The sequence below is a fragment of the Legionella sp. MW5194 genome (genome assembly GCF_016864235.1).
Taxonomy (GTDB): Bacteria; Pseudomonadota; Gammaproteobacteria; order Legionellales; family Legionellaceae; genus Legionella_C.
The window spans coordinates 2,887,501-2,912,926 of the sequence record NZ_CP045732.1 but is presented as its reverse complement, the minus strand read 5'-3'; the positions used below and the strand labels follow the sequence as shown (position 1 = coordinate 2,912,926).

Here is a 25,426-nt window from a genome sequence, read left to right as displayed (position 1 = left end):
CTGAATGTGAGATATTAAGACCAATTTGGTTACTTATTCTCCTTTATGCGTATTAAATCCATTACTGAATTACAGGCGTTTCTCATTGATGAGAAAAAAATAGCCTTGGCAACGCGATTATGGGAATCGTCTCAGTCCATTGCCAACACTCCGGCAGAAAAATACCTGGTCGACACGCGACACATTCCGGCGACAGTAGCCAGAAGCCTGTCCTTTAAACATTTACGCGGTCCCTTGGGCATTAAGGAACTGGATGACAACGAGCCGTACCGTGATTACCTGGTGACCCCGGTTCATGACCTTGATAATCGCTTAATGGGTGTACAACTCATTCAAGTCGGGGCTGATGGCCAGAAGGCGCAGGGTAAATCCCGTAAATTCTATTGCAAAAAATACATTGGCGCGACCAATCCGCCGCGTCTAGGGAAAGCGGCCATTGTCAATCCGGGTGTCTCTCGGGATGAGGTCTACATCGCGGAAGGGGTTGAAACGGCGGCCAGTGTGGCAGTTATCGATGCGATCAAGGAAAATCATGCCATTTTAGCCTCCATGGGTGTTGATGCTTTACCGACCGTATTGGGGTATGTCAAAACCCATTACCCTCCCGGGGCGACCGTCGTCTTCCTGAAAGATCATGACAAGGACAATTCTTCAGCCAATCAAGCGTTTGGCAGGGCAAAAACCCTGTTTATTGAGGCCGGTTACAATGTAGTCGTTAAAGAACCGCCATTGGAAGAAACCGACTGGAACGATGTGCTGCAGAGCGAAGGCCCTGAAGGATTACATGGCCATTTTGACGATCGGGTGTCAAGCAGTAGGCCTGAGCGGCAAAAAGAGGAACTGGATAAAAAATCAAAGCATAGCCAGCGAACGGAGCATTACCCCTCTCCGGCGGTATTCCGGTATTTTAGTTGCATTTATAACGAATTGTTGGCTTTTGAATATTTTTCAGAGAAAAAAGCCCTTTTTTGAATGTCAGTTATGCCTTGCCCGAGCTTGAAAAAAAGGTTCTCAGGCTGGGTGAAATACTAGCGATTCAAGATGACTTTGATGCAATCCTGCGCGAACTCAAAGAAATCAAAGCCGACATTAAAATCATTAATAACGCCTGGGCTCACTTGACTGGTCAGTCCTTGGGCAATCCTGTAGAAAGTCTTCAACCGTTTAAAGCAGCCTTGAAACGCTATGAAAAATTGACTGAAAAACGCAAAAAGCTGCTTAATGAAGAACTGGAAAATTTTTCTCTAAAAAGCGATGATTGTGATGCCGCTGTTTATAGAGCCTATTACACGACGCTGGAATTATTGAAGGCGCATGTCGCGTCCTTGTCTTCTCAAGACAAGGAACAGTTTAAATACAGAAAATTTTTAAACGAGCGATTGCAAAAAATAGCTAAGGAAATTCAACTTCTTGAGGGAGAGCAGCAGCAATTAGCGCGCGAGCCTGTGACTGCAAACCTGTTAAGTGAACAGATGCAAGCCCTGCAGGCAGAAAAAAAATTCCTTCACCAGGAACTGGCAGTCCTCGATAAGCAGCTTAAATTGTTGGCGTATCACACCGGACTTTCCGGGGAGTATGCCCGCTATTCCCGCCATTTTGTTGATGTTGTTAACCAAAGTCTGCTGCAATGTGAATACAACTACTCCACGATCAGGCAACTGGCAACCCGGGAGAAAGAACAACTACGCAATCATCTGCAAAAAGAATACGGCAAATTGCTGGATAAAGCGCGGGCTTCCTGCCGGAAATACATGGCTGGTGAGATGGTCAAGCTTCAGAGTGCAATCCAGAGTTTATATCAAGACACGGCGTTGCAAATCGAACAATTGGAAGACGCATTACCGCCGCCAGCAACGCGTTTTCAGCACTATAATCAGGCTTTTCTTGAGTTAGGCCATGACTCTTCCGACGCCAGAAGCCTGCAGGAGTGGGTGAATAATCTCACGCAGTTTAAAATGGTAGGGCCTCTGGTTTACCCCTATCCCGATAGGGGTATCGAGTCCGACGTTGCTTTTGTCGATACCTTTTTGGATTACGATTCCGATGAGGAAGAGACAATAAGCACATTGACCTCCGCCGTGCTGACTGCAGCTGGCGCCGAATACGATGATTTAAGCGGTAGAAATACGCAACTCGAAATGCAGCAAAGGGAACAAATAGCCAGATTGTGCGGTATCGATGAGAATGATGTCACGGCAGGCTTGTTGGACACGATCATGGATTTTACCCAGAAGCTGTCATTGAGCCTGTATAAATCCTTTACGGTGATGGATCCGGAAACAAAGGCCAGACAGGAATTTGACGGTATTGCGCTTCGCGGCCATTGCCTGACTATTATTGAACGTAAATCGAATGATGGAACCGGCGATGGGCTCCTGCAGCGCAATTTTTGTCAGAATAAAATCATTGCAAAAATGCAATTTTTACAAAAACGCATCATGAGCAAAATCATGGATCACCCAACGCCTGAAGCCTGGTTGCTTCTTGATACGCCCGAGCCTCAACCCTGGTATAGCAGACAGTTTACTCCCGAAAGCCAGGAGCGTCTGGTTCACGCCGCTAAAACCAGAATCATTGAGGCGTTTAAAGCGATTACCCTGGAATTTACTTTAAATCGCGGGAAGGCTTTTGCCAGAGAAAACTACACTGGTTTGTTTTTTAATAGAGCGCATGATTTGCACGATGTACACATCCGATTTTCAAGGCAACAAAAAGGCAATGAAAAAATTGCCCATGCGCGAATTGAAAAACGGGCAGGCGTCCGCTCTTCCCGCTCGGGTTAATCGCGTAGCCCAGTCCCTTTTTTAAGCATGTAAAGGTTGAGTCCGGTCAGGAATGCCAGCAGGGCCAGTATGATTAACAGGGCTTCAGTCATGGGTATTTCTTCCTGATTGATCATGGCGTGCCGCAGTGCATTGACCATGTAAAGAATGGGGTTAAAGTGAGAAATCGTCTTCCAGATGCCAGGCAGCATGCTCGTTGAATAAAAAACCCCGCCCAGATAAGTCAGCGGTGTTAATACGAAGGTCGGGATAATCATGACATCATCGAAATTGCGGGCGACCATGGCATTGGTAAAGCCGGCCAGTGAAAAAATAGCAGACACCAGGATAACCACGAGGCAAGTCATGCTGAGACTGTAAAGTTCTATCCGCACAAAAAAACAGGAAACAAGGTAGACCAGCAGCGCCACGATCATTCCTCGTAAAATACCACCCAGGACATAGCCCAGCAGCAACAGGCTGTCGTGCATGGGGCTGACCAGCATTTCTTCCACGTTTTTCTGGAATCGTGAGCTGAATAGCGAGGTAGAGACGTTGCCGTAGGCATTGGTAATTACCGACATCATGATCAAGCCCGGCGCAATAAACGTGGTGTACAAGACGCCGCCGACAGGGCCTATGCGATTGCCAATCAAGGTCCCAAAAATTAAAAAATACAGGGCAGTGGTAATGACCGGCGGTAAAAACACCTGGCTTGCGATGCGGAACATACGGACTAATTCGCGGCGAACCAGGGTATACAACGCGACAACTTGACGATTAATGGTCATGGTTAATTAAATCCAGAAAAAGTTCTTCGAGGCGATTGGTTTTGTTACGTAAACTGTGGATACGCAAACCCCGTTCGCTCAGTACTGAAAACACGTCGTTAAGCGACACCTGATTGTCGACCCGCAATTCGAAGGTGTGATTATCAATCAGGGTGGCACTGAAAGGCTCAAGGGATGGCAGCTCCGTGATGGGTGATTCGGTGTTCAATACGAAGGTTTGATGGTGAAGTGTTTTCAACAGTGCTCTCATGGACGTGTTTTCGATAATTTGGCCCTGATCAATGATGGCAATGTTTTTACACAATTGTTCGGCCTCTTCAAGGTAATGGGTGGTTAAAATGATGGTTGTTCCCTGGGCGTTGGTTTGGGTGAGAAAATCCCACATGCTGCGGCGAATTTCAATGTCGACGCCGGCGGTGGGTTCATCCAGAATCAAAACCCTGGGTTGATGAATCAATGCCCGGGCAATCATCAGCCGTCGTTTCATGCCTCCGGAAAGGTGCCGGACAATGCTGTGGCGCTTTTCCCACAAGCCCAGTTGCTGTAAAAGAATGTCTGCCTGTTGCCTGGCCTGCTTACGGCCAATGCCGTAAAAGCCGGCTTGATTGATAAGGATTTGATCACAGGCCTCAAAGATGTTCAGATTGAATTCCTGGGGCACCAGACCCAGGCAGGCTTTGGCAAAATCAGGTTTTTCATCCAGGTCATACCCGTCGATTGAAATTTTACCCGAGGTTTTGGTGACCAGGGTGGTAATCAGACCAATGGTGGTTGATTTGCCTGCGCCATTCGCACCAAGCAGGGCAAAAAAGTCGCCTTTTTTGACCGTAAGATTAATGCCTTTTAGAGCCTCTACCCCATTGGCATACGTTTTACGCAATTCGTTTATTTCAAGGGCGTACATAATATCGCTTGCAAAGTAGAGAATTCTGATTACACACGAGAATATCAGGTTTCTTTGATTTTATAAATTAAGCGGGGCGCTGCTTCGGGTTTTAAGCCAACCGGCGAGACTGTAACGGGTTTTGCGGGTTATACAGACCTCGTGGGGGAGTTGGCTGTCAAAACAGATGAAACGATTGCCCAGGGGAAGTACCGTTTGCAGATGTTCCTCCCTGGCATTATAAAGCTTCAATTCCCCACCCCAGGTGGTTTGCCAGTTATTGTTTAAATAATAAACACAAGAGAGGCGCCTATCGCGTGTGTTGATGAATTGATCCACGTGCCGGCGATAAAAATCCCCCGGTTGATAAATCGCAAAATGGGTTTCGAAGTGAGCGAGGCCCAGGTAAAACGTCTGATTCAGGGTGCTGGCTAACCGGTGAATGGCGGTATAATAGGTTTCGATGGCTTCATGCTCCGGCGTGTCGTGAAGCCAGCGAATTTTGTCCCGTCGAATGCTCTGATCGTGCAAAGTATCCAGTTGGCGTCCAATGCGAGCCTGTTTAAACTCACCTGTTTCGGCCATTTTTTTTGCCAGCGAGAGCAATTGCTGGTGGGTGGTATCGGGGAGAAAATTCTCAACAAGACTGTAACCCTGCCCATGCAACTCGTCAGTCAATTTGGTAAAATCAATCACAGCACCCTCAGGCATTCATTACGTGCTGAAATTTTACACATAAATGCCATAAATGACAGTCTGTTAATCCCAATAAGGGTATTTTCGTGCGGGAACGCAGGGGCTGTCGACGTATTCGCCATTAATTTTTAATACCATATTGACGCTGCGACGATGGTAGCGGGTTAACACATCAAATTGCGCCGGCGTCAGGTAACCGTACGTGTTGCCGCAATAAACCAGGGATTGTGCCGCATGCGACGGTTTCACCTGCATGGGAATGTCACAATCCCATCGGAAACGGGTCAGATCGCAATTGGCCATTGCGGTGCTTAGGGGCAATGTGATTAAAATACCTGCGAGACTTAATGTTTTCATGCGGCTTGCTCCTTGCCTGTTCTTATTATTAACCTACGGGCATGCTTACGATTTGAAAGGCTCTTTATGACTATAGATTATTTTTTAAGAGCTTGCTGACGACCTATTTGGAGATGGAATGCTCGAATCGACCGAGGAATACTTAGCCTTATTGCGAAAGGGGGAGCTGTTGAGCGCGCTGGAATGGGTCTCCTTTCTCGAGCAATCGTATGGCGGAAAAAATGAACAGATCTCAGCTGATCAACTCTTGCCCGTGGCTATTTATGATCTAATCAACCATGGCTTTTCAAAAGCAGACGATCTTCCTGCCATTGTTGTGTTATATGCCTTGATCAATGAACAATCCTCGATGTTGCCTGGATCGCTGGATTATGCTGCCACCATTCTTGTCAGTGCCGCCATGCAATGCCTGGTCTATGAGGATTTGCAAATCCTCAGTGAGTATAAACAACAACCCGTAACGCATAATCTCAAAACGATTGAGCAATTGGTCTCACAGGAAACCGAGGCGTTCACTGCCTCAATCAACCGTGATCGATTGCTTAAGAAAAGCGACGAATTAGCACTGCTCACCAAAAGCAACCCGTATTGTAAACAAATCCAAATCACCAGACAGCGTTTGCTGCAGTTGGACTTGTGTGAGGCCTATGGCGAAGAATTAAAAAATCAAACCGATAAGGCGTTTGCGCTCAGGTCAGGGGTAGTTCAGGCCTTACTTGACCAATTTAAAAAGAAAATAGGCAGTGATGAGAGCGAGAATTTGCTGAAAGACTATGTCAATAAACTCCGGGAAATGGGACCTGAGATTTGGGAAGAAAATCTGTATTTATCCAAATTGGCGCCTAAAAACGTGCTGGAGGATTTTCTCGACAATACCAAAACATCCCTGCATTTTTTTATCGGAAGCTGGTTTAGCCGTTTGATTAGCAATGCTGAGGTTGAGTTGCCCAAAGAAACCAAAACAGACAAGGAACAAAGTCCTCAGTTATAGCCTTCGTGCGACAATAAATCATGTTTGTAACTTAAGGCATTCGCATGCCCCATGTAACCACCCGGGTTGTCCTTACCGACCACACGATGGCAGGGGATAAATAGAGCAAGGGGATTGCTTTTACAGGCTTGCCCTATTGCACGTGGGCTGGATTGCAGTGTATTGGCCAGTTCCCCGTAAGTGACGGTGCGGCCTACCGGAATAACCAGCAGAGCATTCCACACGCGTTGTTGATAAGGGGTTCCCAGGGGCTTTAAAGGGAGCTGAAAGCGGTAATGGGGATCGCTGAAATAATGGTCAAGTTCCCGGGCAATGGTCAGGCACAAGGGGGTTGTTGTGGGTGCTGCATTGTCAAACGGAGTGTGGCTGAACACAGCTCCAAAGACAAAATGCTCATCGTACCGAACATTAAGCCAGCCAACCGGGGTTTGATAGGCAGTCAAACTGAGCATGGCAGGAAGAAAGGCATCCTGTCGAAACAGGATGCCTTTGCAATTACCCTTCTTTCTTACCAGTCAGTTTTTCTTTAATACGGGCAGCACGACCAGCCAGATCACGCAGGTAATAAAGCTTGGCGCGTCGGACGTCACCACGGCGTTTAACAGTAATGCTGTCAACGATTGGGCTGTAAGTCTGGAATACACGCTCTACACCGACATTGTGAGAAATTTTACGAACTGTAAACGCGGAGTTCAGACCACGGTTGCGTTTAGCAATCACGATGCCTTCAAAGGCCTGAAGACGCTCACGGCTTCCTTCTTTTACTTTTACCTGCACCAGAACAGTATCCCCTGGGCTGAATTCAGGAATGTTTTTGCCTTTCATTTGTTCGGCATTCAATTCATCAATGATGTTAGTCATGGTTACTCCTCAAATGGGTGTTCCCTATTAATCAGGATCACCGTGTTCGCATTTAAATTCGTCCAGTAACTGCCGGTCGAATTCATTGAATTTAATCGTTTCCAATAAACCCGGCCGTTTCAGCCAGGTATTCCCCAAAGCGTGTTTGCGCCGCCACCGCTCAATGTCGCGGTGATTGCCGTTCAACAAGACGGACGGTACGCTCATGCCGTCTATGGTTGCCGGTCTGGTGTAGTGAGGATAATCCAGCAAGCCGTTCATGAATGAATCTTGCTCGGCTGAACCGGCATGGCCTAAACTCCCCGGCAGCAGTCTCACCACGGCATCAATAAAAATCATGGCTGCCAATTCACCACCGCTCAATACAAAATCACCGATGGACCATTCTTCATCCACGTGTTTTTCGATGATTCGTTCATCAATTCCTTCGTATCGGCCAGCAATAAAGAGCAAGGATTGCTTTTCGCTGGCTATCTTGTTCAAGTCGCCCTGGTTAATGGTTCGTCCCTGGGGACTCAAATAAATCGTTTTGCATGGCTTCGGCATCTGCTGTCTGGCCTGCGTTATTGCCAAAGCCAGGGGCTCGTACATCATGACCATACCGGGGCCGCCGCCGTAAGGCTTGTCATCGACTTGTCGATAAGGCCTGGAAGCCCAATCACGTGGATTCCAATAATCGACGCTGGCAATTCCCTGACTGATGGCTCGACCTACAACGCCATGTTCAAGAACCGCAAACATCTCCGGCATTAATGTGATGACGCCGAGATGAATCATTAAAAATCAGCATCCCAATCGACAAGAATCACGTGTTTCTCTAAATCAACCGCTACAACATACCGGCCCGGAATGTAGGGGATTAAATGGCGTTTTTCACCATGGACCACCATAACATCATTCGAACCCGTCGGCATCATGTCACTCACGGTGCCAAAATGAACGCCCTGCTGGTTCATCACCTGCAGGCCCATCAATTGATGCCAGTAATAATCACCCGAAGGTAATTCAGGCAGTTGCTCACTGCTTACAGCAATATCCAGATTAGTCAAACTGGCTGCCTGTTCTCGATCAGCGCATCCTTCAACCAGAGCAAGAATTTGCTTGTCAGTGACATCAACGCGTAGCAAATTAACAGGTTGCCATTGATTATTGCGTTGGATATGCCAGTCGGTATAACGCAATACATTATCACGGGGTTCAGTAAATGAATGAACAGTAATCAATCCTTTCACACCGTGAGCTCGGCCAAAGCGGCCGATAACAACCCAATCAATCGTTTTTTTCACGTTACTCAGCGGCTTGGCTCTTCTTGTGTTGCTTAATCAGTTGGCTGACACGATCAGACAATTGTGCACCAACGCTTTGCCAGTGAGCCAATTTATCCATTTCAACGTGTAAAGGGATTTCCTGGCCACGAGCGACCGGGTTGTAATAACCAATGCGCTCGATGTAATTACCATCGCGACGTCTGCGGCTATCGGTAACAACCATGTGATAAAAAGGACGCTTTTTGGCGCCGCCTCGTGATAAACGTATAACGACCATTGTTTTCCTCGTTAAGAGTGGTTACGTAAAAATGCCGTGTATTGTACGAAAATTAACTCCGTATGGGAAGAGCTTCCTATAATTATTTAAATTCATCCGGAAACATGCCTTTCATACCGGCTAATCCGCCCATACCGCGCATCATTTTCTGCATTGCACCGGGTTTGGTGAATTTTTTCATCATTTTTTGCATCTGTTCATACTGCTTTAGCAGGCGATTAACGTCCTGAATTTGAGTCCCTGAACCTTGGGCAATACGCCGTTTTCTGGAGCCGACGATAATTTTGGGTATACGCCGTTCTTTGGGTGTCATGGAGTTAATGATGGCAATCGTTTGCGCCATGGCTTTATCATTCACTTGATTGAGCGCCTGTTTGGGCAATTGGCTTAACCCGGGAAGTTTGCTCATCATGCCGGTGATGCCGCCCATGTTATTCATCTGCAGAAGTTGCTGCTTGAAGTCTTCCAAATCAAAACTTTTGCCTTTTTTAAGTTTTTTAGCCAGTTTTTCACTGGTGGCCTTATCGGCTTTACGCTCAACTTCTTCAATCAGGGTCAGTATGTCGCCCATGCCGAGAATCCGTTGCGCAACGCGATCGGGATGGAAGGGCTCAAGGGCGTCGATTTTCTCGCCGCTACCCATGAATTTAATGGGTTGCCCGGTAATGTGTTTGACAGATAACGCGGCGCCGCCACGGGCATCGCCGTCGGTTTTGGTTAGAATAACCCCGGTCAACGGCAGGGCTTCATGGAACGCTTTCGCAGTATTGGCCGCATCCTGGCCGGTCATGCTGTCAACGACAAACAAGGTTTCAACCGGATTAATGGCTTTATGAATGGCCTTGATTTCAGACATCATTTCCGTATCAATGTGCAAGCGGCCGGCGGTATCAAAAATGACAACATCGACGTAATTTTTGCGTGCACTATCCAGGGCTTTTTGCGCAATGGAAACGGGCTGCTCATGGCTTTCAGCCGGAAAAAAAGCCACATCCAGCTGTTCTGCCAGCAACCGCAACTGCTCGATCGCGGCAGGGCGGTACACGTCAATGCTGACGAGCATGACTTTTTTGTTTTCTGTCTCTTTCAGGTAACGCGCCAGTTTAGCGGTGGTGGTGGTTTTACCGGAACCCTGAAGACCTGCCATCAGAAAAACAGCGGGCGGCTGGGTTTTGAAATTCAATTCCGCGCGGGTATCGCCAAGAAGATGCACCAACTCATCGTGCACAATCTTGATAAGCGCCTGATCCGGTTTTAAGTTGACATCCACGTCCTGGCCCAGGGCTTTTTCTTTAATCTGGGCGATAAAATCCTTAACGACCGGCAGGGCCACGTCAGCTTCCAGTAAAGAGAGGCGGACTTCTCGCAAAGCCTGCTGGGTATTTTCCTCCGTGAAACGGCTCTGGCCGCTCAGTGTTTTAAAGGCATGCGTCAACCGCTCGGTTAAATTCTCAAACATGACAATGACCCTGTAGAAAAAAGTGGTTATTATACCACAAGGATACGACACAGCATAAAGTACTTTATTATGGTTCGCCGCCCGTAAAAAATACTCTCTGCCAAGCAGAATTCTTTTGTTATGATGTCGGTTTGATTTTACTACCAAGAGAAACCATGGGGCAGTTATCACTGACGACATTGTTCATGCTGCTATTGCTGTTAGTCATTCTGTCGGCCTTTTTTTCCGGTTCAGAGATTGGCATTATGTCATTGAACCGCTATCGCTTGCGCCACATGGTGAAGAAAAAGCATAAGCAAGCGATTCGGGTTAACAACCTGTTAGCTCGTCCCGACCGCCTGCTCAGCATCATTTTAATCGGCAATACGGTAGCCAATATTATTGCCTCCATGCTCGCGACTTTAGTCGGTCAACGCCTTTATGGCGATGCCGGGGTGGCGATTGCAACCGCTATCCTGACGCTGGTAATTCTTGTTTTTTCCGAACTGGCACCCAAAACGCTGGCAGCATTGCATCCCCAGGCCGTCGCTTTCAAAAGCGCTTTGCCTCTGACGATACTGCAGACCCTGCTTGCGCCTTTCGTGAAAACCGTCACCTGGATAACCAATACCCTGCTGCGCTGTTTTGGTATTTCCATCGATAAGGCCCAGAAGGAATTACTGTCCAGTGAAGAACTGCGTTCGGTAGTGCATGAAGCTGGCGGATTAATGCCAACGGAACATCGAAGCATGCTGATTAGTCTGCTGGATTTGGAGCAGGCGACGGTGGAAGACATCATGGTTCCGAAAAGCGACATTGTTGGCATTGATGTAAATCAATCCTGGCACGAGTTGCTTGACCAATTGGAAACAGCGCAACACACACGATTGCCTCTGTATCGCGGTACCATTGATCATTTAATTGGGGTAGTTCACGTGCGTGATTTATTTAACCTGATGGTTGAGGAACGTCTGGACAAGGAGAGCCTCCTCAAGGCTGCCGATGAACCTTATTTTATTCCTGAAGCCACGCCGCTCAATGCACAGATTTTAAATTTTCAGAAAATGAAAAAACGCAGTTGTTTTGTGGTGGATGAATACGGTGATCTGCAAGGTTTAGTCACCATGGAAGACATCCTCGAGGAAGTGGTCGGTGAGTTTACTACGGACATTGCGGCTTTAAGCAAGGATATCATTGAACAGGACGACGGCTCGGTGATCGTCGATGCAAGCATTACCTTGAGGCATCTGAAACGCCTGCTGGGGTGGCAATTGCCGGCCTTGGAGCCTCGCACCTTAAGCGGGGTCATTATCGAGCATCTGGGGTATATCCCGCCGCCTGAATGCTGTTTGCAGATTGATCACTACCAGATTGAAGTCTTGAAAGTGGGCGATAACACCATCAAGACGGTGCGGATGATCAAAATCCCCAACCCTGCTTAAGCTGCTTAAGCGATTACTGTGTTTTTACCTGCTGGCGTTTGCCTTTGATAATGATGTACACGGCCGGCAAAATAAACAAAGTAAAAAAAGTCCCGACACAAAGCCCGCCTATCAGTACAGTGCCGATGGCATGACGCGATTCGGCGCCGGCATCATGCGACAGAACCAGCGGAATTGCACCAAACACCATGGCGCCCGTGGTCATGAGTACTGGCCTTAAACGCAACACCGCCGCCCGTTGAATGGCATCGAGCAGGGTCGCGCCGTTTTGGTGTAACTTGTTGGCGAATTCGACAATCAGGATACCGTGTTTACTGATCAAACCAATCAGTGTAATCAAACCAACCTGCGTATAAATATTTAACGATTGACCGAACAGCCAGGTAAATAGCAGGGCGCCTGAGCAGGCAAGCGGTACAGTGAACAGAATAATAAAGGGATCAATAAAATTCTCAAATTGTGTCGACAGAATGGCATAAATGAAAGCGAGTGATAACAGCAGCAGGAAGAGCATGACATGGGATGATTCCTGCAAGGCTTTGGCCGCTCCGGTCCAGGTTAATTTATAGTGAGACGGCAGGTTTTCTTTAGCCTGAGTCCAGAGCGTTTTCGCAGCATGGGCCATGGCATCGCCTTTTTTTAATTGCACATGCAGCGTAGTCGAGCGCATTTGTTGATAGTGATCAAGCGTTGCCGGTTGTGCCTTGGGTTGCATGGTGGTGATTGCCCCAAGAGACACCCGCTTGCCTTCAGGGGTGGTTAAGTAGAGTTCATTGAGTGCCCAGGGCGCTTTACTGCCTTTGATGGTGACGTTATAAGTGACGCCATCTTTTTCAAAGGTCTGTGATTTGTCTCCACTGAAAAAGACTTCAATGGTTTTCGCCACCTGGCTGGCGCTTAAACCCAGCTTGGCCAACTGGTTGTAATCGAGATCAATGGTGTAGCCCATGGTGTCGAGACGAAGTTCATAACTGACATCATCAAACAAGTGTGTTTTATCCAGCGCCGACTTTAATTTTTCGGTTTCATCAAACAGTTGCCTGTAGCTTTCAGGGGTGGAAATGATTAAAGCCAGTTCTGTCCCGCTTCCCGCATCATCAATGCCGGGTAAGCCTGTATCCCAGCTCCACACGTGCGGATCAATGGAAGGATAGTGATTAAAGGCAGGCCGTAACTCGTCTACCAGCTGGCTGGCTGTACGGTGCCTTTGTGCGTGGGGTTTTAAAGGCAACACAATGCTGCCACCCCAATCACCAATAAAGGTCAGACGATTGGTGGATTCCGGAAGTGCATTGATTTTGGTTTCCAGTTTGGCAATCTTGTTATCCAGAGTGGCCAGATCTTCACCCGCAACGGGAGGAGTATAGATGCCAATCAGGCTGCGATCTTCCTTGGGCGCTGTTTCGTGTGGAATTAATTGATAAAACACCACACAGGCGAGAATCGAGATTAAGGCGGTGGCAAAAGTGAGCTTTTGCCGATGCAGAATAAATTCAAGGGCATGGCCATAAGGCTCGGCTAATTTTTCAAGAAACACATCAAACTGCGGCCACCAGTTTTTGGAGTCTTTACTTAAGAAACGCGCGCACATCAAAGGTGACAGCGTTAAAGCCACAAGGCCTGAAATAAAAACACTACCGGCTAAGGCCACCGCAAATTCAATAAACAATTGCCCAAGCATGCCCTGAATGAATGCAATGGGAAGATAAACGCTGGCCAAGGTAAAGGTCATGGCCACAATGGCGAAACCAATTTCTTTGGCGCCCCGGATGGCTGCCTCGAAAGGCGATAAGCCTTCCTCAATGTGTCGCCAGATGTTTTCAAGGACAATGATTGCATCGTCCACGACGAGCCCAATGGCCAGCACCATCGCCAGCAGCGTCATTAAGTTAATGGAGAAGCCAAAAAGTTTAAGAAACAGCAGAGAGCCTAACAGGGAAACAGGGATAGTAATCAAAGGAATGATGGTAGCTCGCAGGTTACGTAAAAATAAAAAGACAATAATCAGCACCAGCAAAATGGCCTCGCCAATCGCAGAGCGAATATTTTTCAGGGAGGCATTAATAAAATCGGACTGATCAATAATGACTTTGACCTGCAAATCCGTGGGCAGGCTCTGCTGGATGCCATGAAGGACTTTACGAACCTCTTTGGATACTTCGATGGGGTTGGCATCACTGGCGCGATTAATGGATAACACCAATCCAGCATGGCCGTTAACCCGAACCCGCATTTGGCTGTTATCGGTTTCCAGCGCCACATCGGCTAAGGATCCTAAAAAAACCGGGTGTTTGGAGTTGGTTTTGACCAGGAGGTTTTCATAATCTTCCCGGGTATGGAGCGTGGAATTTAAAGTGCTCGGAATTTTATTGCGGTAATTCCCGGCAGGCAGGGAAATGCGGCTTTTATCAAGCGCATTAACGACTTCATCGGTGTTCACTCCAAAGGCAAATAATTTTTCCGGCTTAAGACTAATCGTGTACGTGTAAGGCTGCCCCCAGACATCCACCGTCGCCACGCCCTGAACGCTGCGAAACACATTTTTCAGGTTAAGGTTGGCGTAATGGGTTAATTCACCAAAATCACGGACAGAGGATTCTAATGACACGCCAATGAATGGCAACCCATTGGATTTACGTTGGCGTTCTACGGAAGGCGATTTGACTTGAGCCGGTAACAGGGCTTTGGCCATACCCACGGCATCCTGGGTGGCGCTTAAAGCCCTGTCCATGGAGGTCGTTGGCCGAAAGACCAGCGTGATTTGTGAACTGCCGGCGCTGGATTGGGAGGTAATAGTCTCCAGACCCTCAATCCCGGCCAGGCGATCTTCAAGAATGTTGGTGACGGAGGTTTCGACGAGATCGGGACTGGCATTGGGGTAGCTTGCATACACCGTGATGGTGGGAAAACTGATATCCGGGTACTCACGCACGGAAAGATTATAAAGACAAAGCAGGCCCAAAACAGCAATCATGCTGTTTAAGACGATGGCAATGACGGGATGTTTAATAAAATAACTGGTCAGTTTCATGATGGATCACTGGCCTTGACGTCAGAAGGTTTTACAACATCAACCGTCATGCCCGGGTAAAGACGTTCCTGACCTCGAATAACCAGTTGTTGTCCGGGTTTTAATCCCTGGACAATTTCAATTTGATCTTGTTGCTTAAGTCCGGTTTCTACTGCAACCAGCTCAATACGACGTTGTTTGACCACGTAAACAAAAGGTTTGCTGTTTCTTAAAAAGAGGGCTTGAAAGGGAATAACCACGGTGTCTTTTTTTTCAGCCACCACCAAATCGACGTCAACGGTTGAGCCCAGCAGGCACTCGTCGCACTGGATCGCGACATCCGCAGGGCACATGTGAGAGTCTTCATCGAGCATTTTTTGCAGATGGCTTAAGGCGTAGGTTTTACCCTGAACATAAACGGGCTGTCCTTCATGGATATCGCTTAAGTTACTGCAAGGGATATCCACATCCACAATCAGAGAGGAGGGATCATAGAGGCTCACCACGGCTTCACCGGCATTGACCTCCGCCCCTTCACGTTTTTTATACGCGCCGATGATGCCGTCAAAGGGGGCATAAAAACGGGAGTTATCCAGTTCAATCTTGGTTTTAGACAATTCTTTCTGAGCATCAATCCAGAGTTGCTTTTTTTCTTCTGCTTCCTTGGTGCTGACGTAACCTTTTTTAATTAAGGGACTGATGCGTTGGTATTGTGCTTTGGTCAGTTCAACGGCCGCTGTGGACAATTGCAGGTTTTTTTCACGATCGGGATTGGCAATTTTGGCAATCAGGGTGCCTTTGCTTATTTTTTGGCCGGTAGGAACCAGGGCATCCAGCATGCCGGACTCTTTGGCTACCAGCACGGTGCTGTGTTGAGGATGAATGGTACCCAACAGGTGAATCGTTTGTCTAAGCGTCTGCTTTTTTACGATCTCGATTTCGACCAGTTTATTAACCGGCGCTTCGAGAACGGCTTTGGAGTGAAACAAGGCGCGGATAGAGAAAAGGCCAAGGGTGGCAATCAGCAGAATCAGTGCTGCTTTTTGCCAGTAATAACGCGAACGCACCAGGCGATGCCATTGGATTTTTAACACGATTTTGCCATCATCCAGTTGGGGAGGGCATAGTTTAGCATAAAATGAAATTGGTTTTAATCCGATCAATTTGTCAATAGGTTAACATGCTCGCCGGCTGCACGTAAGTTTTGTAGAATAGTTTTCCCTTTATCAGATGGATCTATCAATGACTAACCTGTTTCAATTATTTCAAAGCCGTGAAGTGCGCTATTTTTCGGACGTCTTTACCTCACGTGCTACCTTCAAAAAACAATTGCAGCCTAAAATCCATACCTCATCCAAATCCCTTGAGGCGTTTTTGAAGCTGGAGAGGGAGTTACAACCCATGCTCAAGACCACCAACAAGGCGTTGACGATTCATTTGGTTAGAAAAACCAATGATGCTTTTTATAAGCACCATAAGGTTGATTTAATGATGGAAAATAACAATCTGGAATCGATTGCCATGGGTGAGCGAATGAATACTGGACGCACCATCTTTGAACATCTTTATCAGGCTGATAAAGAACTGTTATCGCGCTCGTTTAATCATGTCTCAACCCCAAACCTGAGGGAACTAAAATTTGCTATTACCGCGCAATTGGGGCAAAAAAAACTCGTTGAAAAAGTAGCAGTAGAAAAGCAGGAAGCCTGTAAAAAACTGCTCACTCAGATGCAGCACCTGATCATGTCTGCTAAAACGGTCTCCGCTGTCATCGCCTCCGTAGCCTACAGTGCCCGCGTTTTCACGGAGTTGGGTGTGGTGACCAAAGGAAAGCTTTCTGATTCGGCCATCTGCAATTTATTTGAAGAAGATATTCCTGCCGTCTTTGCAACCCAGAAATTAAATACTGGAACGGCTTTAAACCACGTGGGCTCTGCTTTCCAGCTTGAAAAAGTAAGAGAAGAGCTAATCACAAGACTTGAGGATTATTTAAGCCGCCGTGCCAGATTGATTGACGAAGTGGACGCAGAAAATGACCATAGCGGTAATGTCTCGCAACGGTATAAGGTGATTAACCGTGGATTTTTTTATAACAAGGAGCTGCAGGAAGCCCGTGTGGCTATCGCATCGAGGTTATTAATCCAAATCGAGCGTTATCAATTGTGTGATCGTGAAGGGACCGGCACGCCGGAAGACAATGATCGCAAAGCCAAAAATGGCCACACGATTGACACACCGCAACATTTTGCTCAGGCGTTAATAGATGCCATTGAAGACAATATGGATTGTTTTAATAAAAAAGGGCGCGTTGTCGATCAACTGGGTGAGCTCCATGAGTTACTGATGGAGGCACGTCAACAGATGGGCGTGGTTTATACCCAAACGGTGAAAGTCGGTGGGAATTATAACTTGAAGGAGCAACTGGGCCTTGAAAACGTCAGGCAACCGCAAATGACCCACTAACCAACTTGTTCAAGTGGAAGGGATTATTTACTTTCCGTCCCTTCCTTAAGCGACAGCACGCGCGCAGTAAACAGGTAGCCGCCATTACGGATGGTTTTTATCAGTGCAGGCTTTTTTGCATCGGTTTCGATTTTTTGACGCAAGCGGCTGATTTGCACGTCAATGCGGCGGTCAAAAGGGTTCAGATCACTGTTTTTGGTAATCTGCAGCAGGAATTCACGGCCGAGGATCTGTTGCGGCTGCCTGACAAAAGCCAGCAATAAATCATACTCGCCGGCGCTGAGTTGCAGTTCCTGGTGATGTTCATCAAAAATTTGCCGGGAAGAAGGGTAAAGACGCCAGTTGGCGAAGGCAAGGACTTCTTTTTCCTGCTCGACCTCATCGGCAAAGCGCTGGACGCGGCGACTGATGGCGCTGATGCGCGCATGCAATTCCCGCGGGTGAATGGGTTTTACCAAAAAGTCATCCGCTCCGGCCTCAAGCATTTTGACACACATTTCCTCGTTGCTTTTATCGCTGATGACTAAAATGGGAGCCGGGTAACGGTGATAGAGCATATCAATCGTTAAGGCATTGTCTTTAAGCAGCCGCCAGTTAATAAGCAGGGCCTCTGGCGGTTCGTTTTCCTGACCCAGCTGCCGTGTATCGCTGTACTGAACCAGACTGAAGTTAAATTTGGCAAAATACTCCTCCAGTCGTGGGTCTTTGGGGGCATCGTCAATAATCAGTAAGTATTTACGATGCGGCAGCATACAATCTCTCCATCCGTACTATCTCGTTTGATCTGTTTTGTTTCGGACACGATTATATACCGGAAGGTTTTTATTTGGCGATTTTTTTAAGCCGACGCTAATGCGGCTTCGCCCAATGATCGTCTACGTTTTCGTCATTCTCAGGGTTTTCAGAAACGGTATCCTGATTTTGAAGGGCGGATTCAAGGTTATCCTGTTGCGTATTGAACGATTCAAGATTAAGTGTATCCACCAGTTCCTTTTCCATGCTTAATCGATCTTTTTGATCCGGAATTTTGCCCAGTGTTTCACTGATGGCGCCATGTTGTACGGCAATGTGGCCGCCGCCTATGGCCGGTGCTCCCTGGGCATTCATGCTGTTGTCCAGGATGCGATTGGCACTTTCCTTGCCAACGAGTTCGGGCAGCAATTCCGGGGCGAGTTGGCCATTGGCTACTTTTATAGCCAAAAACTCCTCAAATCGTGGGGGCTTCATGTTCATATCCTCTGACCGCTTTATCTAGATCCTAGAAGAAGATGGGAAGTAAATCCAATCATTTCCTGCTATGCTGAAATTAAGGTGCTGCGAGCGTTTAAGCCTTATCAGATGCCGGAGGAATGGGATGCCTCTTTTTAATCGATTGGGTTTGAGCTGGTTAGTGGATAATGCCAGCCGCAACAAAGCGAAGATTAAATTTGCTATTCGCCAGGGAGAGGTCAGGTTGCATCGCTTAATGACCCGCGGACAGTTCTCTTCCGAGCATTGCCTGGTCATTGCGTCCTCTTGCCAGCAATTGGCTGCGCTTTACGATGAATTCATGGCTTTGATGGCGGTCCCTGACCAAACTTTCCCTGAAGACAAGAACACTTTCAACATCAGTGTAACTGTTTCAGAAAGCTACTTGAACCTGCTTAAGTGCAGGCAACTGCTTCTTTCCCCGGCGACGAAAAGCGAGGAAATGCTTGTGCTTGCCCGCGTAAAAAGGCATTACCTTGACATGGTAAGCCTGCTCGCGGGGAGAGAGCCGGCAACCCCTGCTGAAGCCGGGAAGCCCGATCAACTGCCTTTATTGACATTATTTGACCAGATTATAAAAGCCGATTCACCGGCTGAGTGGTTGTGGGCGATGACGCGGTTTGCCAACACGGCGGGTGAAAAAAGTGCGGCATCAGGCAATCTGTTTTTACAGCTTGACGAGCAGCAGTTGATTGAGCTGGATCATCGTCTGGCTTTGCCTGAGTTCCGATCACTCATTAACAGTATTTTTTATTATTGGATTAATCCTGGCCATCTCTATGATTTTTCGCTGCATGCGGAAAAAATGATTTCGGTCAGAAATCGATTCAACACCCTGTATCAGTTTATTGTTTTTTTTCACCAGCAATTACTGCAGGCCTTGCGGCAGCGCGGCATTCACAGCGGCCATGATTTTCTTTTCCACGGCAGCGAGCTGCCGGAAGGAATTACCGTGGAAGCTGAAAAAAAATACCAGGGACTGATTACCGAGGTTATCAAGGATTGGCGTCTAACCCACTGGCTTGAACAGCAAGAGACGTTGGGACAGGCGAAGCTGTTCGACATGTTTCGGGCTTACAAATACTGGTTTAATCCTAACCGACTGATTGACGCGGCCATGTCGCTTAAAGCATCGCTGGCAAGCGGGTTTCCGGTTACCCAGGGGAATGTGTTGTTCAATCAACAAATAAAGCGGCTGTATCAGCACTTGTCGACCAACGATTGCCTGGATTTGTACGGTTATTTTGCCAACAAGGACAGTTCCTATCTGATGCGTACCCTGAATGCGGCTTGTCAAGGGAAGGAGATTACCGATTTTCCCGCCTTAACGCTTCAGGAAAGGGACACGGTTTTTTATGTTTACAGTGTGCTGGAAACCATCATGGAGGCATTGCGGGAGGCGCTTGATGAGCGCGGCATGACCACTGTGCCTTATGAGCGTCAGGTGGGGTTGAAAAAGGTAAAACCGGGGCGGCGTAATCTGCAAGCGCTGAAACGCGTCATCAGCTTGTATTCCGAACCGGCACCACGCATTAACCAACGCCTCGAAGCCCTGTTTAGGGAAGTGGAAGGCTAGGTCTGGTTTCAGGGTAAGTCGATAAATCGTGAGCATAAAATTGCAGCAATTGCCGCAGCAGAGACTGGGCAGGAGAGGCGTTGGCAAAGGGTGTCTGTAGGTTATCCGTCCATTGTCCGTTACTTAAACGCAACAGCACCGGGATATAAAATCGGTCATCCGGGTATAAGGCCAATAGCCAATCGCCCTGGATAACACCGTATATTTTCATGGCATTGATGCTTTCAAGTTTGTCCTCACGCAGTTCCAGCAGGCCATTTTCTGGATTAACACGAAATAACAGAATCCCATATTGTCTTGCTTTTTCCCGAGAAATGAATTGATTGGGAAGCATGCCGCTCTCCAGCATGAACACCCGATTGGCAGGGGGCTCGCTGGAAGTTAACAGGCTTGGCAACAGGGAGAAACCGTCTGTTTTTAATTTTTCAGGCAGGCCGACAAAGGCGGCAATGGTTGGTGCTAAATCAATCAGAGCGACGCGAGTGTTGATGGTTTTTGCCTGGGTCAGGGGGCGATTAGCCTGGGTTATTTTGATGCCAAGCAGGCAGGTGTATTGGGAGGGACTGAGTAAATCCGAGCCATGGCCGGCACTGCGTTGCAGCTCGGTTGACGTCTTGCGGGAAAAATAACTGGCCAACAGGCTGGGCTTTCTACCCTGATAGCCCTCAAGGGTGGTTTTACGGCTGCCTTCTTCATACAGGGCTTCGCCATGATCACTTAAAACGATAACCAGACTGTTTTTAAGGTAACCCCCTTGTTGAAGCTGTGCGAATAATCGCCCGATTTGCTGATCAGTTTCGCGAACGGCAGCATGATAAAGGTTGCCCCGTTCCAGGACGCTGTATTCGTCCCCGACCTCAGCCGGTAAAGAGGGTGCCCAGGCATAGGGCCAGTGCGGTAACGTGAAATGCACCGCCAGAAAAATCGGTTGCCGGGTTTGTGCCGCTGCAATTCGTTCCGCCAGTGCTTTATCAAACGTAGCCGGATAATAGGTGTAGTGGCTGGCGCGGTTTAAATAATTATAAGGGAAAAGCCAGCGACTTAATTTAAAATTAACCAGCAGATTACTCAGGGGAAAATCATTAAACGTACCAATCAGCGCATCATTAATCCCCGTTCTGGGGCCGATGATTTCCTGAAAACCAAATTCCTTGCCCAGCGTGTTAAACCGTCGATCATCCGTGGCAAAAACGGTGTAATAGCCTGCCTGCCGCAACGGCCAGACAATACTGGCTGAACTTTTAACCAATTGGGCGGGCGTTAAGTTTTCCCTTGCCTGATGATGAATAGGGTATAAGCCGGTCAAAATACTTGACCAGGCCGGGTAGGTACGGGCTAAGGGGCTGATGGTGTCAGTAAAGTGTACGCTTTGATTAATGAAACGGAAAAGTGTGGGTGTCTCCGTTGCACTGAGACGTTCAGCGCTGAAGGAATCAACACCAATAATAATGATATTCGGCCGTGTGCTGGTGGGGCTTTTGGCAACTATTTCATCGTCAGGGAGAATAATAAAAAGCGAGAAGGCTATCACCGTGGTCAGTAGGGTCACTGCTGTGCGTGGCTGTTTTCGGATGAGCCTTGCCAAACCCAGCAAGGTTAGCAGCAGAAAAAAGGCAGACAAGGCAAGAAGCAGCCATCGAATCAAGACCAGAGGGATGGGCGGTAAAAACAAACGGCTGAATTCACTTAAAGGGAAGAAATAACAATTAAGGCAAAGGACCCAAAGAATAGTCAGGGCATAAAGCAGCATAAGCAGACGTTGATTATCCTCGAGACGTTTGCCTGCCAGAATTGCCCATAGCCAGAAAGCCTGAAGTAACGCCAATAGTGCATGCAGTGCCACTTGCAGACCGCCTGTGAGTGCCATTTCAAGATAGATCTGGAAAGGCAAGGGGATGGCATGCAAAAAACTGCTGCCCAGGCTTAAAATATAGGCAAACTGCAATCCTAAAAAGACTAAATTAAAAAGGAAGAAATGATTGAAATAATGCCAATACGCGGTTTGTTCCTTTCTCTTCACGATGGATCAACGGTGCTGTTGAGATGCCAGTTATACATGTAATTTTCAATGGTATTGACATGTTTCAGCTGACTTTTTAAAGGTTCGCGGGCATAGTATTTAATGTGATTAATGATATCCAGTTTGGTGCCGCCAAAATCATCGCTGAACCATTCGTAGATTTTGGAAACGATGAGCTTGCCTTCAATGACCTGAACGCCCCGCAGGGAGTTGATGTATTCCATTGCAGCGTCATTAAGCTGTCGCTCAATGGTTTTACCCTGGTAAGCCTGTTTACTTAAATTCGCAGCGCCGATGGAGCCATTGTTAATCGCGTAATGGGTGCGCGGATCATTCCAGATGGGACGGATAATGCGATTATGAATTTCATCCAGAGAAAGAGGAGTCTCGTTTATGGTAATGATCTTTGCTCCCCAGGGGCCAATGCTGAACAGACCGGGAGATATATTAATGTCTTCTATGCTGCTCACCGGGTAGTAATCGGCCACGATGCTGACGGTGAGGGCATTATATAAATTAATCCAGAAAGCCAGTTGCTCGTCGCGGTTGTAGGCATCGATATCGATTTTTGATAATTGATTAATGTAGCGTTTAAGCCGTTCATGCTGTTTAGGCGTCAGGTGAGCATAATCAACCAGGTTAATTCCTTCTTCGTTAGTCACCACGCATTGATTCAGCAGGGTTTGCCAGTCGCTGTGATCAATGACGGCCGTCGAGAGAGGATTATTAACTTCCCAAATGGGCCACAGGCTTTTATTAAATGCCGCCTGTGTGCTGAAGGTACAAAACATTAAAAAATAAAACCCACAGACGACAATGGCCTTGACTCTAGACATGCACGGCTGCCCGATTTTTTAAGGCGCTGCCTATGGTATTGCCATCGAGAAATTCCAGTTCTCCGCCTGAAGGAATACCATGCGCTAATTGGCTAATTCGCACCCCAATGGGTTTAAGCAATTCATGAATAAAATGCACGGTGGTTTGTCCTTCCACCGAAGGGCTTAAAGCCAGGATAACCTCATGAATCGTTTCACGCGCGATTAAATCAACGAGTTTGGGTAAACCGATATCATCCGGCCCCAAGCCATCGAGCGGTGAAATTTTCCCCATCAAAACAAAATAACCGCCGCTAAACGCATTGCTTTGTTCGATGGCGGAGACATCGGCAGGACTTTCAACCACGCAAAGCTGGCTGAAATCGCGATTGGTATTGGTGCACAAGTGGCAAAGGGTGTTTTCAGTGTAATTGTTGCAGCGTTGACAATGGCTAATGTTGTGCATGGCTTCTTCAAGGCATGCGGCCAAATGCAGTCCGCGCTGTCTTTGATGCCTAAGCAGATGATAGACCATACGCTGCGCGGATTTTGGTCCAACACCCGGCAGGCAGCGTAAGGCATCGATTAGACGATTCAACGCACTCATGACGTCGATTATTCCCCGTCTTTGTCTTTAAGAAAGTCAGTGGGGATGTTAAGCCCGGCGGTGAGTTGACTGATCTTTTCTTTAGAAGCAACCTCAACTTTGCGGACAGCATTGTTGAATGCGGCTGCGACTAAATCTTCTACCATTTCAACGTCTTCTTCCATGAGCGCCTGGCCAATTCGGACTTCAGTGACATCATGGCGGCCATTCATTTTAATCCGTACTTTCAATGAACCGCTGCCGGCTTCCCCTTCAACAACTAATTGACTTAATTGCTGTTGGGCTTCCTGCATGCGTTGTTGCATTTTTTGGGCTTCTTTCATCAGATTGCCCAGATTTTGATTAATATCCATCGTTACCTCTCAATCGTGTTGTAAATTTAATTATAATGGATCTTCAGCGGGCACAATAGAATTTTTAACCACTTCCGCTGAAAATTGCTGTTGCAGCTCAAGTAAAAAGGGGTCGTTCTGCAAGCTGTTTTCGGCCATTTCCATGCGCACCTGCTGAGCCTGCTGTTTTTTTTGAGCGGGTGTGGCTTGCGTAGGACCGTCTGTATTCAGGATCAGCTTGATGGATTCACCATAAAACTGGGATAAAGCCTGCTCAATGCGTTGTTGAATGGCGGGGGTAAACAGCGATTGATGGCCCTTATCCACCCGCAAAACCAGTTCGCGGCCATTCTTACTGATCAATTCTGCATTTTCCACCGCATTTTGCGCCAGACCGCTTAATTTTAAGCGCGGCAGAAGCGTGTCCCAGCGCATGTCGCTGGATTCGGTTGGTTTCGGCCCTTGCGTTGCGGGCGCCTCATTCACCATCGGCAGACCTGGATCAAAAGACGGCTTTTCAGGAACAGGCGTCATGTCTTCAGGCTGACGCGGTGACGGGTTTGCCGGTGACAGGGGACGGGCGGCCTGCCCTGCCGCGTATGGATTGCCTGGGTCGAGCACGGGCTGCGGGCGTTCTGAAACAGCCGGTAGTTCATGAGCCAGCGGCGGCAAGGGGCTCTTGCCTGCCGGTTTGAATGCCAGCATCCGCAGCAGCGTCATTTCAAAGCCTATGGTTTGCGTGGGGGCAAGCGGCATATCCTCCAGGCCCTTCAGTGCGATTTGATAAAACAGTTGAGTGTCTTCTGCCGATACCTGCTGCGCCAATGCCTTGATGGCTTCAGGGCTTTGCAGCAAGGGGTGTTCGCCGGCAAGAGCCTGGCACAGGGTCATCTGATGCAGGTAGTCCAGCATCTCATTCAGCACATAGGTAAAATGCCCGCCTTCATGTGCAATGGTGCGACTTAACTGAATCAGGGCTGGGGCGTCATGGTGAATCAATGCCTGCAAAAGCGGGAGAGCATAATCCTGTTGCGTATAGCCCAAAAGCGACTTCACCTTTTGGGCTGTGAGCAGGGTATCGGCGCTGGCAATGACCTGATCGAGCAGGCTTAAAGCATCCCGCATGCTGCCTTTCGCCGCTTTTGCCAGCAAAGCAAGGGCTTGCGGTTCGCAGGGTTGCTTTTCCTGGTCGACAATGGATTGCAATTGCTGGCTAATTAATTCAGGTGATAAATGATGAAGATTAAACTGCAGGCAACGGGACAGAATAGTGACGGGTAATTTTTGCGGATCGGTCGTTGCCAAAAGGAATTTAACATGAGCCGGCGGTTCTTCCAGTGTTTTTAACAGGGCATTGAAACTATGCTGCGACAGCATATGTACTTCGTCAATAAGGTAAATTTTAAACCGGCCGCTGGTGGGCGCGTATTGGACGTTGTCAAGCAGGTCGCGCGTGTCTTCGACCCGGGTTTTGGACGCTGCATCGACTTCAATCAGATCAATGAACCGTCCTTCTTCAATGGCAAGACAGGGTTCACATTGCAGGCAGGGCTCTGCACTGATCCCCTGTTCACAATTCAGGGCCTTGG

25 protein-coding genes (1 of these 25 cut by a window edge) are annotated in these 25,426 nt (G+C 47.8%); 6 read left to right on the top strand and 19 right to left on the bottom strand.

The features are described 5' to 3' along the window. Positions 1–45: 45 nt before the first annotated feature. Both GH742_RS13460 and GH742_RS13455 read left to right on the top strand, forming a co-directional pair. The gene (locus GH742_RS13460; protein ID WP_203455394.1) at positions 46–972 is read left to right on the top strand and encodes a toprim domain-containing protein; all 927 of its coding nucleotides are present in this window, start codon (positions 46–48) and stop codon (positions 970–972) included. Beyond that, positions 969–2,783 carry a hypothetical protein gene (locus tag GH742_RS13455; protein WP_203455393.1) on the top strand — a complete coding sequence of 605 codons (1,815 nt, stop codon included), beginning with the start codon at positions 969–971 and terminating at the stop codon, positions 2,781–2,783. Before GH742_RS13460 ends, GH742_RS13455 begins: the two co-directional genes overlap by 4 nt. Here GH742_RS13455 and GH742_RS13450 read toward each other — a convergent pair. The 4 genes from GH742_RS13450 to GH742_RS13435 are packed head-to-tail and all read right to left on the bottom strand — an operon-like array spanning position 2,780 to position 5,489. Further along, positions 2,780–3,553: an ABC transporter permease gene (locus GH742_RS13450; RefSeq protein ID WP_203455392.1), complete on the bottom strand. Its 774-nt coding sequence runs from the start codon at positions 3,551–3,553 to the stop codon at positions 2,780–2,782. The genes GH742_RS13455 and GH742_RS13450 overlap by 4 nt on opposite strands. Next, positions 3,543–4,457, bottom strand: a complete 915-nt coding sequence (locus GH742_RS13445) for an ABC transporter ATP-binding protein (RefSeq protein ID WP_203455391.1) — start codon at positions 4,455–4,457, stop codon at positions 3,543–3,545. Before GH742_RS13445 ends, GH742_RS13450 begins: the two co-directional genes overlap by 11 nt. A gap of 60 nt (positions 4,458–4,517) precedes the next feature. Next, complete coding sequence (locus GH742_RS13440) at positions 4,518–5,147, bottom strand: 2OG-Fe(II) oxygenase (RefSeq protein WP_203455390.1); 630 nt, start codon at positions 5,145–5,147, stop codon at positions 4,518–4,520. Positions 5,148–5,195: 48 nt separating this feature from the next. Further along, a complete protein-coding gene (locus GH742_RS13435; protein ID WP_108294483.1) occupies positions 5,196–5,489 on the bottom strand; it encodes a hypothetical protein in 294 nt (97 codons plus the stop codon). 118 nt (positions 5,490–5,607) lie between these two features. On the opposite strand from GH742_RS13435, the gene GH742_RS13430 reads away from it, so the two are divergent. Then, positions 5,608–6,480: a helical bundle domain-containing protein gene (locus tag GH742_RS13430; RefSeq protein ID WP_203455389.1), complete on the top strand. Its 873-nt coding sequence runs from the start codon at positions 5,608–5,610 to the stop codon at positions 6,478–6,480. Here GH742_RS13430 and GH742_RS13425 read toward each other — a convergent pair. The 6 genes from GH742_RS13425 to ffh form a co-directional block, all read right to left on the bottom strand. Further along, entirely contained in the window at positions 6,471–6,932 is a 462-nt protein-coding gene (locus GH742_RS13425; protein ID WP_203455388.1) for a methylated-DNA--[protein]-cysteine S-methyltransferase, read from the bottom strand. The genes GH742_RS13430 and GH742_RS13425 overlap by 10 nt on opposite strands. 43 nt (positions 6,933–6,975) lie before the next feature. Further along, positions 6,976–7,341 (bottom strand): 50S ribosomal protein L19, encoded by a 366-nt coding sequence (rplS, locus tag GH742_RS13420; RefSeq protein ID WP_058532411.1) that lies wholly within the window; start codon positions 7,339–7,341, stop codon positions 6,976–6,978. Positions 7,342–7,368: 27 nt separating this feature from the next. Then, on the bottom strand, positions 7,369–8,118 hold the full coding sequence (trmD, locus tag GH742_RS13415; RefSeq protein ID WP_203455387.1) for a tRNA (guanosine(37)-N1)-methyltransferase TrmD: 750 nt from the start codon (positions 8,116–8,118) through the stop codon (positions 7,369–7,371). Continuing rightward, a complete protein-coding gene (gene rimM / locus GH742_RS13410; RefSeq protein WP_203455386.1) occupies positions 8,118–8,627 on the bottom strand; it encodes a ribosome maturation factor RimM in 510 nt (169 codons plus the stop codon). The genes trmD and rimM overlap by 1 nt, the downstream gene beginning before the upstream one ends. Before the next feature lies 1 nt (position 8,628). Next, positions 8,629–8,886 carry a 30S ribosomal protein S16 gene (gene rpsP, locus GH742_RS13405; RefSeq protein WP_108294493.1) on the bottom strand — a complete coding sequence of 86 codons (258 nt, stop codon included), beginning with the start codon at positions 8,884–8,886 and terminating at the stop codon, positions 8,629–8,631. A gap of 82 nt (positions 8,887–8,968) precedes the next feature. Continuing rightward, a complete protein-coding gene (ffh, locus tag GH742_RS13400) occupies positions 8,969–10,345 on the bottom strand; it encodes a signal recognition particle protein (protein WP_203455385.1) in 1,377 nt (458 codons plus the stop codon). 155 nt (positions 10,346–10,500) lie between these two features. On the opposite strand from ffh, the gene GH742_RS13395 reads away from it, so the two are divergent. Next, entirely contained in the window at positions 10,501–11,766 is a 1,266-nt protein-coding gene (locus tag GH742_RS13395) for an HlyC/CorC family transporter (RefSeq protein WP_203455384.1), read from the top strand. A 13-nt stretch (positions 11,767–11,779) separates the two neighbouring features. On the opposite strand, the gene lpeB is transcribed toward GH742_RS13395, so the two are convergent. Then, positions 11,780–14,797: a multidrug efflux RND transporter permease subunit LpeB gene (gene lpeB / locus GH742_RS13390; protein WP_203455383.1), complete on the bottom strand. Its 3,018-nt coding sequence runs from the start codon at positions 14,795–14,797 to the stop codon at positions 11,780–11,782. Further along, entirely contained in the window at positions 14,794–15,870 is a 1,077-nt protein-coding gene (gene lpeA / locus GH742_RS13385) for a multidrug efflux RND transporter periplasmic adaptor subunit LpeA (protein WP_203455382.1), read from the bottom strand. Before lpeA ends, lpeB begins: the two co-directional genes overlap by 4 nt. A gap of 148 nt (positions 15,871–16,018) precedes the next feature. On the opposite strand from lpeA, the gene GH742_RS13380 reads away from it, so the two are divergent. Continuing rightward, on the top strand, positions 16,019–17,239 hold the full coding sequence (locus GH742_RS13380; RefSeq protein WP_203455381.1) for a hypothetical protein: 1,221 nt from the start codon (positions 16,019–16,021) through the stop codon (positions 17,237–17,239). Between the two features lie 23 nt (positions 17,240–17,262). Here the strand turns inward: GH742_RS13380 and GH742_RS13375 are convergent, their stop codons facing one another. Next, on the bottom strand, positions 17,263–17,988 hold the full coding sequence (locus GH742_RS13375; RefSeq protein ID WP_203456965.1) for a response regulator transcription factor: 726 nt from the start codon (positions 17,986–17,988) through the stop codon (positions 17,263–17,265). Positions 17,989–18,088: 100 nt separating this feature from the next. Then, positions 18,089–18,466: a hypothetical protein gene (locus GH742_RS13370; RefSeq protein ID WP_203455380.1), complete on the bottom strand. Its 378-nt coding sequence runs from the start codon at positions 18,464–18,466 to the stop codon at positions 18,089–18,091. A 127-nt stretch (positions 18,467–18,593) separates the two neighbouring features. Between GH742_RS13370 and GH742_RS13365 the strand changes: the two genes are divergently transcribed. Further along, the gene (locus tag GH742_RS13365) at positions 18,594–20,063 is read left to right on the top strand and encodes a hypothetical protein (protein WP_203455379.1); all 1,470 of its coding nucleotides are present in this window, start codon (positions 18,594–18,596) and stop codon (positions 20,061–20,063) included. On the opposite strand, the gene GH742_RS13360 is transcribed toward GH742_RS13365, so the two are convergent. The 5 genes in view from GH742_RS13360 to dnaX are tightly spaced (at most 30 nt apart) and all read right to left on the bottom strand, a layout consistent with a single transcriptional unit that may run on beyond the window. Next, on the bottom strand, positions 20,044–22,083 hold the full coding sequence (locus tag GH742_RS13360; protein ID WP_203455378.1) for a sulfatase-like hydrolase/transferase: 2,040 nt from the start codon (positions 22,081–22,083) through the stop codon (positions 20,044–20,046). The genes GH742_RS13365 and GH742_RS13360 overlap by 20 nt on opposite strands. Continuing rightward, positions 22,080–22,919 carry a DUF547 domain-containing protein gene (locus GH742_RS13355; protein ID WP_203455377.1) on the bottom strand — a complete coding sequence of 280 codons (840 nt, stop codon included), beginning with the start codon at positions 22,917–22,919 and terminating at the stop codon, positions 22,080–22,082. The genes GH742_RS13360 and GH742_RS13355 overlap by 4 nt, the downstream gene beginning before the upstream one ends. Next, positions 22,912–23,505, bottom strand: coding sequence for a recombination mediator RecR (gene recR, locus GH742_RS13350; protein ID WP_203455376.1), 594 nt, complete (start codon positions 23,503–23,505; stop codon positions 22,912–22,914). Before recR ends, GH742_RS13355 begins: the two co-directional genes overlap by 8 nt. Positions 23,506–23,513: 8 nt before the next feature. Beyond that, on the bottom strand, positions 23,514–23,858 hold the full coding sequence (locus GH742_RS13345; protein WP_203455375.1) for a YbaB/EbfC family nucleoid-associated protein: 345 nt from the start codon (positions 23,856–23,858) through the stop codon (positions 23,514–23,516). Between the two features lie 30 nt (positions 23,859–23,888). Beyond that, positions 23,889–25,426, bottom strand: the 3' portion of a protein-coding gene (gene dnaX, locus GH742_RS13340) for a DNA polymerase III subunit gamma/tau (RefSeq protein WP_203455374.1). The gene runs 175 nt beyond the window's last position; the window shows 1,538 of its 1,713 coding nt (coding positions 176–1,713); its start codon lies off the right edge, out of view — the gene reads right to left on this strand; the stop codon is at positions 23,889–23,891.